The organism is Psychrobacillus sp. FSL H8-0487 (assembly GCF_038008385.1).
In the GTDB taxonomy this organism is placed as follows: domain Bacteria; phylum Bacillota; class Bacilli; order Bacillales_A; family Planococcaceae; genus Psychrobacillus; species Psychrobacillus psychrotolerans.
Genome location: NZ_JBBOZA010000001.1, coordinates 3,526,136 through 3,542,465 on the forward strand (window position 1 = coordinate 3,526,136; position 16,330 = coordinate 3,542,465).

Consider the following 16,330-nt stretch of genomic DNA (forward strand, 5'->3'; position numbering starts at 1 on the left):
TTTATTCTCCTATTCTTGCTGTGAATGCGTATGTGTTCAGTGATGTGTATTTGTTTTGACTTCTTGCTTCCTCTAATAGATGCATTTCTGATTGTATTAAAGCTTTATATTTGATAGGTAAATGGTCGGCAGCTTCGATTAATTCTTTATAATCTGTTAATGTATATTCTATTTCCCATTTGCCATCTTGAAGATGAGTAGAGTCGATAATTTTTTCCGTTGTAATTTCGAAACCAGCTTTTTCCGCAATTTGTTGAATGTCCTTAGGTGTAAATAACGTTCGAACATTAACTAAACTATTTTCTACAAAGCACTCATATTGAGCTTGGATGAGTACTGACAAGAAGTGTGGAAGCTGCTCATTAGTTTGAACTCTCGTGTCCCACTCGGCAAAGCATAATACGTTTGTCCATTTTTTGATTTTCTTTAACATTCCCAGGAATTCTTCGGGTGATTTTAAGTACCAAGAACAATGAGACAGCACAATATAATCAAAATATTTTTCAGGGAAATCCACTTCTTCTTGAAGGATATCCAATTCAAAATTTACCTTAATCCGATTTCCTAGGGGCGAGTTCTTTAAGAAGGCCATTGAATTACCTAAAGTAACTGGGCTGCCATAGTCCGGTGAAGCTATATCGATTCCATGAACAAATCCTGTCTCTCCAACTGTATAAGCCAAAACTGCTGTCGTATCTCCTTGTCCACAGCCAATTTCTAGCACTTTGCTACCTTCTTTAATATTCCAAAAGTCTACTAGCTTTAGTCGATGCTCTGTCTGTACCTTCTGAATGGTCGAATCAAATTCGTTTATTGGCATACATTTTACAATTTCTTCGATGATGTGAGAATTAATTTCGTTTCCTCCTTCCGCTCAATTCAATATTAGTGACATATGATGTTCACCGTAATAAGTATCCCCAACCTTTAATGCCATGTCTTCTGTCCCAAATACTTTAAAGCCTAGTTGAAGATACAGATTCTTTGCCGCCTCATTACTTGTTACTACTGAGAGGTTTATCTTTTCAATTTCACCACTCTCTCTCGCTTGTTCAATGGCCAATCTCATTAGTGCTTTGCCTGTCCCTTGCCCCCTGCCGATTGGACTGACATACATAGCGAAAATATTTGCACGATGTTTCATTTTTAAGTTACTCTCCTGTGCAAGAGTGACCATTCCTACTAATTTAGATTGATCGAACGCCCCAAATGTATAATTTCCCTTTACGCTTAAATTCCCCTTTACTTGTTCAATTGGATTGTCTCGCTGCATTGCCTCTTCATAGCTCGCACCAAAGGCTTCTGGGCTTGTTTTCAATGCTTCTAATCTTAACTCCCAATAAGCACTCGCGTCTTTTGCTACTAGTTGTCTTAACTCCATTCTCATACCTCCAAGCAATATCTATCATTATATAATTCATGAACTTGTATAACTCTTTACAGTAGAAGGTCCCACTTCATAATTCACTTTCCTACGTAATTATGTTCAAAATATGTACTAGATTCCGAAATATCGACAAAACATGACATATAACACTATTGCTAATATAATGTCTAATGTAAATTAGCACTAATAAGATTGCACAAAAAGGAGTTCTACATTATGAAGAAAAAAGTTGCTTGGATTACTGATACTGCCGCTTTATTAGATTCAACTTTCATTGAAAAACATAATATATATGTCCTTCCCTTAAATATCGTATTTGAAGATGGTGCTTTTAAAGAAACAATTGATATGACTCACGACGAATTTTATGACAAGTTACGCACAGCAAAAATTCATCCAAAAACTTCTCAACCTCCAATTGGAGAGATGGTGCAATTATATGAAGATTTAAAAGCAAAAGGATACGACTGTGCCGTTGCAGTACACACATCCAGTGAATTATCAGGAACCTATAATACCTCACAAACTGCTTCAAAAATAGCAAATTTTAAAGTGTATTCAATTGACTCTAAAATAGGATCTTATCCAATGGTCAAAATGTTAGAAGTCGGCAAGCATATGATAGAAGCAAATCATGACATAGAGGAAGTAGTTACTCACATTGAAAATATGACAAATAACTCCGAGTTATCCTTTATTCCATCTAGTTTAACGCAACTTCATAAAAGCGGTCGTGTTTCAGGTACCCAAGCTTTTCTAAGTAATCTTCTAAATATAAAAGTAGTCATTTCTTTCGATAACGGCAAAGTCGTAATGAAAGAAAAGGTTCGTGCAGATAAGCGAGCTAAGAAATATGTAATGAACTTACTTCGTAAAGACATGAAAATATCCAATGTTCCAGAGGTTGCGGTTATTAACTGCAATAATACGACCGATGCTAGAACTTGGAAAGAAGAATTGCTACAAGAATTCCCTAAACTAAAAGTGATCGTTCTTCCCCTTAGCGCTTGTGTAGGAGTACATGCTGGAGAAGGAACAACAGGACTTAGCTGGGTTAGATATTAATGAGTTTGTGCTACTGCACAAACTCTTTTTTTAATAAGGAACAAATTGCCTCATCACAAAAGCGGCCTTTTTCAAACGCAGATTTTCGAAAAGTACCTTCATAAACAAAACCAGCTTTTTCTAGTGTTTTTTTACATGCTATATTATCAGGAGCAAAGAGAGCTTCAATACGATTTAAATCCATTAACTCGAAACCGTAACGTAAAATGGGCTGTAACACCTCTATCATAATGCCTTTACGCCAAAACTCTGGTGCCACTTCAAAACCAATCTCTGCTTTAAAGTGTTTCTTTTCCCAATTATGATATCCACAACTACCGATAATCTTATTCTCTTCCTTCGTAGCTATCCCCCAGCGAATCCCCTCTTTTTTTTGATATTTCTTTTGCCAATTCCCTATTAATGCCTTTGCTTCTTTAACATCTTTAAATGTGTCCAAATCATAATACTTCGTAACCTCATCTTTTGAAAAATAATAGAAAACCTCTTTTGCGTCACTAATTTCAATGGGGCGTAATATAAATCGTTCTGTTTCTAATGTTGGAAATCTTTTTTTATGATTATCATGGATAAGTAAAGCTACAAATTGGGCAATTGCTATTACACCAGCTAACGTACTGAAAATAATACTGACCCAGACATAATTGGCAATTTCTCCATTCCCAATTGGCCCCACCTTTGGCTGATACATTGAATATATTCCCGATGCATTTCCAACTATAATAGCGAATCCCGCAAACAATAACATCCATTTTGCCATTATACGACCTCCATAGAGTTTCATTCGTTATATATAGCCGAAAATCCTTTTAGTATGACAATATTTAATATTTCACCCTTTCCTAGCCTCTTTTAATTTCTCTATAAATGCTGAAACACTCATTTCTCCCAAAACACCTACTTTATGTTGTCGAACAGAAACTGCGCCATTTTCCATTTCATGATCCCCAATAATGAGCATATACGGATGTTTTTGCATTGCAGCTTCACGAATTTTCAATCCGATTTTCTCTACCCGATTGTCTATCTCTACTCGATACCCATCTTGCTCAAGTTGCCACTTTACGTTCTCTGCATACTCTTTATGTGCATCGGCAATTGGTAATATTTTAACTTGAACCGGAGATAACCACAGCGGAAAGCTACCTTGATAGTGCTCCAATAGAATAGCCATGAATCGCTCAATAGAACCGTAAATTGCACGATGAATCATAATGGGTTGTCGCAATTGATTGTGTTCGTCGACGTACTTACAGTCAAACTTTTCAGGCATTTGAAAGTCTAGTTGAACAGTACCGCACTGCCAGCTACGTCCCAATGCATCTAATATATGAAAATCGATTTTCGGACCATAAAATGCTCCATCCCCTTCGTTTACCTGATATTCTACCTGCTTATTCTGAAGAACTGCTTCCAACGCTTGCTCTGCTTGATCCCAAACCTCTACTGATCCCATATAATTTTCTGGTCGAGTGGATAGCTCTACTTTATAGCTAAAGCCGAACTCCGAGTAAAACTCATCCACAAGGTCTAGTACCTTCGCTATCTCACTTTCAATCTGCTCCTCCAATACAAACAGATGAGCATCATCCTGAGTGAAAGCCCTGACTCGTAGTAATCCATTCAATGATCCAGAGAGTTCATGGCGGTGGACTAATCCAAGTTCTGCATATCGAACCGGAAGCTCCCTATAGCTTCTTCGTTTGCTATTGAAGATTAAAACAGCTCCAGGGCAATTCATTGGTTTAATCGCATATTTTTGGTCATCTACCTCTGCAAAATACATATTTTCATGATAGTGATCCCAATGCCCTGATTTTTCCCAAAGCTCCTGTTTCATCAGAATTGGAGTTTTAATCTCTTGATATTCTGCTCGTTGATGCTTTTCTCTCCACAGGTTTTCCAGTTCGTTGCGCAGTATCATCCCTTTTGGTAAATAAAACGGCATTCCTGGTGCTTCCTCCATCGACATGAACAATTCTAATTGTTGCCCTAAATTTTGATGACTTACTCTTTCTTCTGCTTTCACTTTAATTCCTCCATTTACTATTTTTCTCCTAACAAAAAAGACCACACCCATCCCAGTAAAGGGACGAGTGTGGTCGTGGTTCCACCCTAATTTGCAACACAAAAAAATCTGTTGCGCTCATACAAGATAACGGTTTCCCGATTATGGATAATTACATAAATGTGTTCCCCATAATTGCTCCAAGGTGGTAAATCATTTGCATTTCTTTAAGGGCTTTCAGTCGGTGACCCCATTCTCTGATAAGAAAGTTAAAACAATTCATATCCTTTTCTTCGCTTGAATATTAAATTTATATACAAAAAGACCACACCCATCCCGGTAAAGGGACGAGTGTGGTCGTGGTTCCACCCTAATTTGCAACATAAAAATTCTGTTGCGCTCATGTAAGATAACGGTTTCCCGATTATGGATAATTACATAAATGTGTTCCCCATAATTGCTCCAAGGTGGTAAATCATTTGCATTTCTTTAAGGGCTTTCAGTCGGCGACCCCATTCTCTGATAAGAAGTATTTAAATGATCCATGTCCTTTTCTTCGCTTGTTACTAATTGATTTTTCTAAGTATATGCAACAAAATTCAAATAGTCAACATTACTGTTATATTTTTTGGGTAGTACTTCGCTTTGCCATTTGCTGCAGGGGATCCCAAACCCCATTAAATGGTGGGGCATATGCAAGATCAAGATCCAATAACTCGGAAAAGGTCATATGGTGATAAAGTGCAGTTGCTAATACATCAATCCTTTTATCTACACCATTTCCTCCAATAATTTGACCCCCTAAAATTTGTTGGTTATCCTTCCTGTAAATCAATTTCATATGCATCGTTTCCTTACCTGGATAATACCCTGCAATGTCCGTGGCTTCCTGCGTATGCACGTCATAGGAAATACCGAGCTGCTCCGCTTCTTTCTCAGACAACCCAGTTTTTCCAAGAGCCAAATCAAAAAATTTCATGATGGATGTGCCAACAATTCCTTTAAATTCATTCCTTTGACCTATCATATTTAATCCAGCGATTCGCCCTTGTTTATTAGCAGTTGTTCCTAAAGGAATATAATCATTCAGTTGTTTAATACGATGAAAATGACTTGCACAATCTCCTGCTGCGTAGATATCGTCCAAATTCGTTTTTAAAAAATTATTTACTACAATCGCTCCATTATGGTGCAATTGAATGCCAGTCCCCTCTAAAAAACCCGTTGTAGGTTTAACCCCTGTGGCAACTAAAACTAAATCGGTAGGGTAACTTCCTTTATCTGTCCTCACATCACTTACTCTCGTATCTCCCGTGAAAGATTGAACCTCTTCATTTAATATCACTTCTACATTATGAGCCTTTGCATGTTCATGTATGAAACATGCTATATCGTGATCAAATATACCGGCTAGCTGATCTCCTCTTTGTATAATACGTACTTTTTTTCCAATACTAGCAAAGTTTTCGGCCATTTCTAGTCCAATATATCCTCCACCAATTATAGTAACTTGTTGAACATTTTCTAAATCCGCGATAATTTCCTCTGTATTTGGAATGGTTTTAATCGTATGAATCCCTAACAAATGCCCACCGTTCCAATTAGGAACAACTGGAGTAGCACCCGTCGCAATAAGCAAGCGGTCATAGCTTAAGATGAAATTATCTCTCGTTTGCAGAATATTCCCTGACACTGTTTTATTGTTAGGGTCCACATTGGTCACTTCATATCCTGTTTTTGCATCAATTCCGTATTTACTACGGAACATTTCTACACTTCGTGCTATAACGTCCGTTGAAGATACTACTTGTTTTCCTACTACATAGGGTAAACCACACTGTCCATAGGAATAAATATGTCCTTTTTCCAATGTCGTAATTCGAGCGTCAGGATCATTACGTACAATTTCCATTGCCGCACTCATCCCCGCAGCGTCTCCACCTATTATTACGTAGTGCATGAAGTTTCCTCCTTTGACTTTCCTTATTACTCTTTCTATACCCAACAATAACTTCCCTTCAAGTATTAGTGAATAGCTATGTTTGTTATACACTTAAAATTTTTCTTTTTATTTCCTTCTAAAAGTTCTTCATTATCTTATTCTCTCATTCTATGTAAAAAAGGCATGCCCTAATAGGACATGCCCAAAATAATTGTTTATACTACTCTATTCCAGAAACGATGGGCAGCAATAGCATTTAAGAAACTATCAACAAAGCCTTTACCAGTTTCTTTAGTGAGAACACCAGCCTGACCAGTGAAGTGCAGATTATCAACTAGTTGCTCTCCACTAAATGTAGCACCAATCGGTTTAAAATGGGCATATGCTTCCTTAATGAAGTACGAAGCCTCTTTTTCAAACATGGCCGTTTTGCCATGTGAACTTGCTACATATACTGCATCAAATAATACAGAATCAGCAGTTAAGAAAGTATGGTCAACTGGTAACAGTGTGCCATCCGCTCCAGCAACAGATCCATGATGATCACTCACTATTTCAGGCATTGTTCCGCCTGCTTTTAAGTCTGCTAGAATCGTAGGTAAATCCTCTTCAAATCCTTCTCCGACTAAAACAGCAATTTTTCGTGTCTGAGGTTTCATAATAGTATTTAACTGACTAAGTGCTGGAGAAGACTTAGTATTCGTTGCAGTACTTACACCTTGCACTACTAGTCCTAGGTTTTCTGCTACCTTACTCGCTAGATCCAAATCTACTTGTGCAAACATCTCTAATACTTGCTGACGAACAGTAAGTTCCTTACATTTACCAAGTTCAAAGCTAAATGCATTAATGATATGTTCTTTTTCTGTATCGCTCATACTATTCCAGAATAATGTAGCCTGAGTGAAGTGATCTTTGAAACTCTCACTTCGCGCTCTAACTTTACGCGCATCTATTTTTTCCTCATAATGCGTGTATCCACCTTCCGCTTCGCTAACAGGTGTTGGAGTATTGTTAGCAAGAGAGTTTTTATGGTAGCTCACTCTTCCTACATTAATCGATTGTCTACCATATCCGTCACGTTGGTTGTTATGGAATGGGCAAACTGGTCTGTTTATCGGAAGCTCATGGAAATTAGGTCCTCCAAGACGTATTAATTGTGTATCTGTATATGAGAATAATCGCCCTTGAAGTAGAGGATCATTAGAGAAATCAATTCCCGGTACAACACTCCCTGGATGGAATGCTACTTGCTCGGTTTCAGCAAATACATTATCTACATTGCGATTTAATGTCATTTTCCCTAGAATTTTAACTGGGATTTCTTCCTCAGGCCATAGTTTAGTAGGGTCTAAAATATCAAAGTCATATTTAAACTCATCTTCCTCTGCGATAAGTTGTACGCCGAATTCATACTCTGGATAGTCCCCATTCTCAATCGCCTCATATAGGTCGCGACGGTGAAAGTCTGGATCTTTCCCATTTATCTTTTGCGCTTCATCCCATACAACTGAGTGGGTACCAAGCAACGGCTTCCAATGAAACTTCACAAAATGGGATTTACCCGCATCATTAACGAAACGGAATGTATTTACACCGAACCCTTCCATCATTCGGAAACTACGAGGAATGGCACGATCAGACATTGTCCACATGACCATATGTGCTGACTCCTGATTGTTGGCAACAAAATCCCAAAATGTATCATGAGCACTAGCCGCTTGTGGAATTTCATTATGGGGCTCTGGTTTTAAAGCATGTACTAGGTCTGGAAATTTAATAGCATCTTGTATGAAAAAGACAGGAATATTATTTGCTACTAAATCATAATTTCCTTCTTCCGTATAAAATTTCGTTGCAAAGCCACGAGCATCGCGTGCTAACTCTCCAGAACCACGTGATCCTGCCACAGTGGAGAACCTCACGAATACAGGAGTCTTTTTACCCGGTGTTTGCAAGAACTTCGCTTTTGTAAATTCACTTGCAGATTCATATACCTCAAACTCCCCATGAGCCGCATAACCTCTAGCATGTACTACTCTTTCTGGTATACGTTCATGATCAAAATGAGTCATTTTTTCACGAAAATGGAAGTCTTCCATTAAAGTAGGGCCTCGTTCTCCTGCTTTAAGGGAAAACTCATCCTCCGAAACTTTAAGTCCTTGATTTGTAGTCATTGCTTGTCCTTGATCGTCCACTCGAAATTCTTCTAATTGTTCATTTTTACTATTTCCAGCTACTTTCTTATCCAAACAAATTCCTCCTCTAATTATCTCTTCCCTATTGTTAATACCCAGGATGACTTTCTAAAAAACCTATAAATTCAATTACATATTTAAATCCTATTAAAGCAATATGAATTACTATTGACTTCACCTAGATGAAGTAGTAAGATTATTTAAACAACTACATACTACTTATTAAGAGAAGCGAAGGGACTGGTCCGATGATGCTTCAGCAACCGCCAAAGCTATGGTATGGTGCTACTTCCAGCAAGAAATTGAGAGATAAGTATTTATTTAACCACTTACTCTTCTCATTTTGAGATGGGTTTTTTATTTCCTCTTAATACCCACTTAACTAATCGGAATAATTTAAATTAAAGGAGATAGCAACTGTGATAAATTTATACATCAAAACAGAAAAACAGCAGCAATGGATTAATCGTTTGGAAGAATTAGAAGACAAATTTAAAAGCAAATCAGCAGATATAGACGAGAATTCTATTTTCCCAAAAGAAAATGTGGAGGATTTATTGAAACTAGGTTATGCAAGTCTAACTCTACCGGAATCGTATGGGGGCAAAGGTTTTTCTGTCTACGATATGGTTCTTTCACAGGAAATTCTTGCTAGCTTTGATGCAAATACTGCCTTATCGGTAGGGTGGAGTTTAGGCGTAGTAGGCGAACTATACGAAAAAAAATTATGGACACAGGAAAGATTAGACTTTTTCGCTACAGAAGTATTAAATGGTGCACTCATAAATCGTTCCGTCAGTGAAGCACAAACAGGTAGTCCAACACGAGGTGGCAGACCTGGTACTACCGCTATTAAAAAGGGAGATTCTTGGGTACTAAACGGACGTAAAATATTCACAACCGCTTCCCCCGTACTATCCTACTTTTTAACATCTGCTTGGATTAAGGAAGAAGAAAGAATTGGTTTTTTCCTTATACCTCGTGATACGGAGGGGCTTTCCATTGAGGAAACGTGGGATGTAGTTTCCATGCGTGGAACTAGCAGCAATGATTTAGTACTAAGCAATGTAACCGTTCATAAATCCAATTTAGTAGAGCTTCCTGAATTCGCTAGTGGCGGGAAGATCAATGGTTGGCTGCTTCATATACCTGCAACTTATCTTGGAATTGCACAGGCTGCAAGAGACTATGCAGTCCACTTTGCTAATACCCATTCACCCAATAGCTTGAATGGCTCTATTGCACAGCTACCAAACGTGCAGCAGCTACTAGGTGAAATAGATTTAGAGCTTACGAAGGCTAGACTCGTCATTTACGGAGTTGCGTCCTCTTATGACAATGAATCTACAAAAGAACTTCTAACCAACGAAGTAAGCGTGGCAAAGCATATCGTTACTAATTCAGCAATCACTATTGTCGACAAAGCGATGCGATTAGTTGGTGCCAAAAGCTTACAAAGAACAAACCCATTGCAACGTTATTACCGCGATGTTCGAGCAGGACTCCATAATCCCCCTATGGATGATATGACGATAAAAAAACTTGCACTGACTGCGTTAGAGGAAGATAACAATAAAAAATAGTGAAATGAGGAGATTAGATATGAATAAGTACTTTAAATTGGCTGCATTAGGGTTAGCCTCCGTGACAATTTTAGCTGCATGTAGTTCTGGAAAGGCTTCAACAACTTCAGAAGATGGAGATGTTCGAAAAGTAAAAGTAGCTTATGACATGGCTTCTAAGCCTATCTCTTGGTTAGATGATAAAGGAAATGCTACGGGATACGATGTAGAAGTTATGAAATTAGTAGATGAACTACTTCCTGAATACGAATTTGAATATATAGGAACGACAAGCGATGATCTATTAATCGGTGTGGAACAAGGTAAATTTCAAGTAGGTGTAAAAAATGCATTTTGGACAGAGGAACGCACCGAGAAGTTTATTTTCCCTAAAGATTTCCTAGGTCTGAGCAGTGCCGGTCTTGTATTGAAAAAGGAAAATGAGCATATTAAATCATTAGAGGATTTTGCCTCTGCCGGCTACTCTTTAGCCCCTATTGCGGCAAATAATGCGCAATATACAGTAATTGACGAATATAACAAGACCAACCCAGATAATCCAGTCAAACTAGATGCCGGAGATGCTTTCACAGTGGATGTAGTCCAATGGGTCAATGAGGGTCGCGTGGACGGCGGAGTAATAATCGAAGGACCATTCCAAAAACAAGTATTAGATGAAAGCGGCCCTTACTATAATCTAAAAGATGAAGTTGTTTACAATGAATTTGCAGTGATTAAAACATGGCCTTTATTCAATAAAAAAGAACAAGACTTTGCAAATGCGTATGACAAAGCTATTAAACAGTTGCAAGAAGAAAAGAAAACAAATGAACTTAGTAAAGAGTTCTACGGTCGAGACCTTTTTGAGGTGTTAGATAAAGTAGAAAGATAAACTTCGTATTTCCATCAAGGCTGCCTAGCGTTGGATACCTGGGCAGCCTTTCAAATTTAAAAGGGAGGAATATTGCACAATATGGAAAAATATTTTGATGTATCGTACATATGGAGCTCACTTCCTATATTGCTTCCGTTCTTAAAAGTAACTTTTATGGTTGCTGGATTATCCATTATTTTCGGGACTTTTCTCGGGTTAATCCTTGCTGTGATGAAACTTGGAAAGAATAAAATTGCTCAAAAAACAGCGCTTTTTTATACGACGATTTTAAGATGCACTCCATCTATCGTCTTACTATTTTTAGTATATTATGGCGTTCCTGCCTTAGCAGACAACTTCGGGTTATATTTACATGATTTAAATACAGCAGTATTTGTAGTTATTACCTTTACCCTTCAATTCGCTGCGATTATGTCGGAAGTTATTAGATCTGCCTTCGAATCTATTGAAAAAGGACAATTTGAAGCCGCCGTTAGCGTTGGGTTAAGTCCATTTCAATCGTATAGACGAATTATTTTTCCGCAAGCATTGGTTGTCGCACTTCCTAACTTTGGAAATGGACTTATCGCATTACTTCAAGAAGGGTCTCTTGCATATACCATCGGGCTAATCGATATAGTTGGGAAAGCAAACCTAATCATAGCAGCGAACTACAATACCCATGCATTAGAAATTTTCATCGCTCTTGCTATTGTGTATTGGGTCATCTCTATACTAATCGAGAAATTTTTTGGAAAGCTTGAAAAGGTTTTTAGTAAGGGAAAGCAAACAATTAATACGAACTAAGGAGTGTAAATAATGTCGGAAGGTTTAAATTATACGTTTTTAATTGATACATTTTTCATCGCATTATCCGGTGTCCCAATAACACTTCTCGTAACAATTGTTGCTTTGCTTATCGCATTACCTTTAGGTTTTTTATTGGCATTAACACGTATCAACCAAGTACCCGTATTGAACTGGTTCTCCAGAATATATGTTTCCTTCGTTAGAGGAACACCGATCATTATTCAAATTTTCATCGTTTATGCAAGCGTACCCTTAATACTTTCCCTATTTTTCGAAAAGTATAATATCAATATAAATGTCTACAATATCAACCCTATTTGGTACGCGTTTATCGTATTCTCTTTCAGCACTACTGCTATATTGATAGAAGTATTTAGATCTGCTTTAAGTACGGTCAATAAAGGACAACTAGAAGCGGCCCAATCAGTTGGTCTTTCAAATTTCCATGCCTACCACCGTATCGTAATTCCTCAAGCGCTAGTCGTAGCTCTACCTAATATTTGTACTGCTACCGTGAATTTGATAAAAGCTACATCACTTGGCTATGCAATGTCCTTACAGGAAATTACATTAAAGGCAAAAGTAGCGGCAAACGTAGGTTATAACTATGTGGAAGCTTATATAGATATTTTCCTTGTATATATTATTTTGTGCAGCCTTGTAGAATACGGGTTCAAAATATATGAAAAACGACTACGCAGATACAAATACGTGAGTGCATAAGGAGGATGAGTGAATGTTAAAAATTAATGATATCCATAAATCATTTGGAAACAATGAGATATTAAAAGGAGTCGACCTATCCATTGATAAAGGAGATGTAGTAGTCATTCTTGGTCCTAGTGGCTCTGGAAAAACGACGTTATTACGCTGTATTAACTTCTTGGAAAAAGCAGACAGCGGTCAGGCTGTTTTTGGCGATTTAAAGGTCAATTTGCACGGTGCCTCAAAAAGAGATATACACACAATCAGACAAAAAACAGCCTTCGTTTTTCAGAATTATAATTTATTTAACAATAAAACAGCATTAGAAAACGTAACAGAAGGACTCATCGTCGGTCGAAGAGTACCTAAAGCCGATGCAATTGGTATTGGGAAAAAAGCTTTAGACAAAGTAGGTTTATCAGACAAATATGATTCCTATCCGAGTCAACTTTCTGGCGGACAACAGCAGCGCGTTGGAATTGCACGAGCCGTAGCCTTAAATCCCGATATTATTCTCTTTGACGAACCTACTTCTGCATTAGATCCAGAATTGGTTGGCGAAGTACTGACAGTGATGAAAAATATTGCTAAGGAAGGAACGACCATGTTAGTGGTGACCCATGAAATGTCCTTCGCAAAGGATGTAGCTAACCGGGTTATTTTTATGGACGGCGGAGTAGTAGTGGAAGAAGGTTCTCCTCATGATATTTTCGTGAGCCCTAAAGAAGAACGCACGAAGAAATTCTTAAAACGAGTGTTACCTGAAGATTACACATTTTATATTTAGGACAACAAGAAAAATCAGGCAGTCCTTTAAAAACAAATACGTAGATATGCCATTGACTTCCGCTCTAAGCGGACGCTTTCCGTGGGCACGGCTTCAGCCGCTTATTATCTAAGCGAGAGGCTATGCAATATCTCATAGTTAAGTACTACTCACTTAATTGTTTGGATTGAAATGCTTAAATGTTCTACAAATCTAATGTTCATGCTGTATTTTTATATACTTTCTTAATCTTCAAAAAAATCGGTGAAAAATGACCAGGTCATCTTTCACCGATTTTATGAATATCAAATTAACCCATAATATTGTAGCCAGAATCTACGAAGATGACCTCACCTGTTACACCGCTGGATAAGTTACTTAATAATGCCACTGTCATATCTCCTACCTCTTGCTGCGTGACATTCCGTTTTAAAGGAGCCTTCTCTTCAATTTGGTGCAAAATTGTATTAAAAGAAGATATCCCTTTTGCCGCTAATGTTCTAATCGCTCCTGCTGAAACAGCATTTATACGCACATTGTTTTTCCCTAGGTCTAATGCCAAGTACTTAACAGATGCTTCCAGAGATGCTTTTGCGATTCCCATTACATTGTATCCCTCTAGTACTCGTTCTGCCCCTAAATATGTCATTGTTACGATAGATCCACCTTCAGTCATAAAGGGTGTTGCTTCTCTCGCTGCAGCAATAAGTGAATACGCACTTGTATCTTGTGCGAAAGCATAGCCTTCTCTTGAAGTTTGTAAAAAGTCCCCTTTTAAATCTTCTGCGTGCGCAAAAGCAACAGAATGTACTACGCCATGGATCACTCCAACATCTGATCCAATTTGCCCGAACGCCGATTTAATACTATCATCGCTATTTACATCACACTCTACTACTAGTTTTGCCTCTAAATTATTATCCTTCAGTAACTTTTCAATTTTTCCAAGGGAACGTTCTTTACGGTAAGTAAATATAACATTTGCGCCCACTTCGAATAATGACTTCGCCACTCCCCATGCAATACTACGTTCATTGGCCACGCCCATAACAACAATATTTTTGTCTTTTAGTTGAATTAAGTCTCTCATAAATACCTCCAAATTATTATCCTAGTATATTATACCTGTTATTAGTACCTGGTTATTATTTTAATAATAACATAAATCCTTCTTTTTGTATTAAATCATTTTGTGTTTTTGGACTTAATTACACATCAAAAAACCAACTATCTCAGAAAAAATAGTTGGTTTCTTTATATGAATGGGTTCTGATATTACATACTATACGAGCGAGCCACCCGATTTACTATATTTAATAATTCCTTCTGCACTTCTATAAGCCAGAGCTGCAACTGTTCCTGTAGGATTGTAACCCCCATTATGCGGAAAGTTCCCAGCTCCTACTACAAACAAGTTTTCTGCATCCCAATGTTGTAAAAAAGGATTTACTACACTATTTTCTGGACTAGCTCCCATAATAGTCCCACCCGTATTATGAGTCGTTTGATAACCTACAATATCATAATCAGTTATAGGTGCTTTTCCTTCTACCGTTTTTGCTCCCATTTCCTTCATGATATTTACAGTTTTTTCTGTAATAAACTTATGCAATGCTCTATCCTGATCTGTAAAATTATAGGTCATTTGTAAGAGTGGAAGACCATAGACATCCTTATATTTAGTGTCTAGGGATAGATAGTTCTCCTTATGGGGCATCGATGCACCCTGAGTTCCGATGGATAAAGACCGTGTGTAATTGTAGATAGAATTTTTCTTGAACTCTGCTCCCCAAGTTGGTGTCCCTTGTTGTATCGGATTTGTTTCAATAGGTCTATATCCAGTTTGCGTTATGGAAATACTACCACCATGTATAAAATCTAAGTCACTATGATCAAAATTATCTGCGTTAAAGTCATCAATTGTCATTCCAAGGGCACCAGCCCCCATAAAGGTGTTCATTTGTTCTTCAAAGTATCCATTTGCACCAGGTAATATTTGATAACAATAATTTTTACCAAGCGTTCCCTTACCAGTTTCCGGGTCATATTGTTGACCAATATTAGATACCATAAGCAACTTAGCGTTATTCATAACGTAACTTGCTAGAACAACTACTTCAGCTTCTTGGATAAACTCTTCTCCAGACTCCGTGTCCAAATACCTTACACCGGTAACCTTATTTCCGCTTTTTATGACCTCTACAACATTTGCATGAAATTTTGTCTCAAAATTACCGGTTTTGATTGCGGTCGGAATAACGGTTATTTCCGGCGATGTTTTTGCTCCATATTCACAGCCAAATCGTTCACAAAAACCACAGTATTGACAAGCATTTATGACTTCTCCATCGGGGTTTGTGTAAGCTTCTGATAAATTAGCTGATGGGAGCATAAACGGAGAATACCCTAGTGATTGGGTTGCCCCTTCAAACTTTTTCAAAATAGGCGTTCTTTTCATAGGAGGGGTAGGGAAATCCTGCGCTCTCTTCCCCCAAAAAGGATTTTTATCTTCTCCAGAGATTCCAGCGGTCTGATCATATTTATAAAAATAAGGTTCCATTTCATCATAAGTAACGCCCCAATCTTGAAGCAAATAATCACTAGACAATTTGTTTGGACCATATTTTTCATCTGTCATTGTTTTAATTTGAAAATCATATGGATAGAACCTCCATGTATGACCATTCCAATGTGTTCCCGAACCACCTAACCCATCACCGAGTAGGAATGAGCTCATCTGCCTCATCGGCAACGCTGGCATCTTACGGTTATTGCGAATAGTAATGGTCTCTTTTGCTACGTCCTGCATTAGCTCGTAACGAACGGCATATCTATATTCGTCATGTATTTGCTGAAAGTCTTCTGTACCGCGTTTTCTTCCTCTTTCTAAACCAATTACCTTCAAACCGGCTTTTGCACATTCAGCTGCGATGATTCCTCCGGTCCAACCCAAACCAACGACAACCACGTCAACTTTTGATAATGTTGTAGCCATAAATTTTATCCCTCTACT

The 16,330-nt window shown here is 37.8% G+C and carries 14 protein-coding genes, 1 riboswitch and 2 other annotated features; of the genes, 6 read left to right on the forward strand and 8 right to left on the reverse strand.

Annotation, left to right across the window (positions count from 1 at the left end; genetic code table 11):
- Position 1 precedes the first annotated feature (1 nt).
- Positions 2-820, reverse strand: a complete 819-nt coding sequence (locus MHI47_RS17970; protein ID WP_340831750.1) for a class I SAM-dependent methyltransferase — start codon at positions 818-820, stop codon at positions 2-4.
- Between the two features lie 54 nt (positions 821-874).
- Positions 875-1,381, reverse strand: a complete 507-nt coding sequence (locus MHI47_RS17975; RefSeq protein ID WP_340831751.1) for a GNAT family N-acetyltransferase — start codon at positions 1,379-1,381, stop codon at positions 875-877.
- A 222-nt stretch (positions 1,382-1,603) separates the two neighbouring features.
- Between MHI47_RS17975 and MHI47_RS17980 the strand changes: the two genes are divergently transcribed.
- The gene (locus MHI47_RS17980; RefSeq protein ID WP_340831753.1) at positions 1,604-2,452 is read left to right on the forward strand and encodes a DegV family protein; all 849 of its coding nucleotides are present in this window, start codon (positions 1,604-1,606) and stop codon (positions 2,450-2,452) included.
- Between the two features lie 10 nt (positions 2,453-2,462).
- On the opposite strand, the gene MHI47_RS17985 is transcribed toward MHI47_RS17980, so the two are convergent.
- From MHI47_RS17985 to MHI47_RS18000, 4 genes are all read right to left on the reverse strand, one after another.
- A complete protein-coding gene (locus MHI47_RS17985) occupies positions 2,463-3,212 on the reverse strand; it encodes a GNAT family N-acetyltransferase (RefSeq protein WP_340831756.1) in 750 nt (249 codons plus the stop codon).
- Positions 3,213-3,284: 72 nt separating this feature from the next.
- Positions 3,285-4,532 (reverse strand): threonine--tRNA ligase, encoded by a 1,248-nt coding sequence (thrS, locus tag MHI47_RS17990; protein WP_445678302.1) that lies wholly within the window; start codon positions 4,530-4,532, stop codon positions 3,285-3,287.
- 5 nt (positions 4,533-4,537) lie between these two features.
- Positions 4,538-4,763, reverse strand: a binding site (T-box leader).
- 37 nt (positions 4,764-4,800) lie between these two features.
- Positions 4,801-5,026 (reverse strand) — a binding site (T-box leader).
- A 53-nt stretch (positions 5,027-5,079) separates the two neighbouring features.
- Positions 5,080-6,420 carry an FAD-dependent oxidoreductase gene (locus tag MHI47_RS17995; protein WP_340831758.1) on the reverse strand — a complete coding sequence of 447 codons (1,341 nt, stop codon included), beginning with the start codon at positions 6,418-6,420 and terminating at the stop codon, positions 5,080-5,082.
- Positions 6,421-6,617: 197 nt separating this feature from the next.
- Positions 6,618-8,654 (reverse strand): catalase, encoded by a 2,037-nt coding sequence (locus MHI47_RS18000; RefSeq protein ID WP_340831760.1) that lies wholly within the window; start codon positions 8,652-8,654, stop codon positions 6,618-6,620.
- Between the two features lie 162 nt (positions 8,655-8,816).
- A riboswitch (SAM riboswitch) is annotated at positions 8,817-8,916 on the forward strand.
- A 103-nt stretch (positions 8,917-9,019) separates the two neighbouring features.
- On the opposite strand from MHI47_RS18000, the gene MHI47_RS18005 reads away from it, so the two are divergent.
- The 5 genes from MHI47_RS18005 to MHI47_RS18025 all read left to right on the forward strand — a co-directional run bounded on the left by MHI47_RS18005 (position 9,020) and on the right by MHI47_RS18025 (position 13,338).
- Positions 9,020-10,183 (forward strand): acyl-CoA dehydrogenase family protein, encoded by a 1,164-nt coding sequence (locus MHI47_RS18005; RefSeq protein WP_340831762.1) that lies wholly within the window; start codon positions 9,020-9,022, stop codon positions 10,181-10,183.
- Between the two features lie 19 nt (positions 10,184-10,202).
- Positions 10,203-11,054 (forward strand): transporter substrate-binding domain-containing protein, encoded by an 852-nt coding sequence (locus tag MHI47_RS18010; RefSeq protein WP_340831764.1) that lies wholly within the window; start codon positions 10,203-10,205, stop codon positions 11,052-11,054.
- An 81-nt stretch (positions 11,055-11,135) separates the two neighbouring features.
- Entirely contained in the window at positions 11,136-11,843 is a 708-nt protein-coding gene (locus MHI47_RS18015) for an amino acid ABC transporter permease (protein WP_340831766.1), read from the forward strand.
- Positions 11,844-11,855: 12 nt separating this feature from the next.
- A complete protein-coding gene (locus tag MHI47_RS18020; protein ID WP_340763896.1) occupies positions 11,856-12,569 on the forward strand; it encodes an amino acid ABC transporter permease in 714 nt (237 codons plus the stop codon).
- Between the two features lie 13 nt (positions 12,570-12,582).
- A complete protein-coding gene (locus MHI47_RS18025; RefSeq protein ID WP_340763898.1) occupies positions 12,583-13,338 on the forward strand; it encodes an amino acid ABC transporter ATP-binding protein in 756 nt (251 codons plus the stop codon).
- Between the two features lie 289 nt (positions 13,339-13,627).
- Here MHI47_RS18025 and fabI read toward each other — a convergent pair whose 3' ends face one another.
- Complete coding sequence (fabI, locus tag MHI47_RS18030; protein ID WP_340831768.1) at positions 13,628-14,407, reverse strand: enoyl-ACP reductase FabI; 780 nt, start codon at positions 14,405-14,407, stop codon at positions 13,628-13,630.
- Between the two features lie 192 nt (positions 14,408-14,599).
- On the reverse strand, positions 14,600-16,312 hold the full coding sequence (locus MHI47_RS18035; RefSeq protein WP_340831769.1) for a GMC family oxidoreductase: 1,713 nt from the start codon (positions 16,310-16,312) through the stop codon (positions 14,600-14,602).
- Positions 16,313-16,330: the final 18 nt, after the last annotated feature.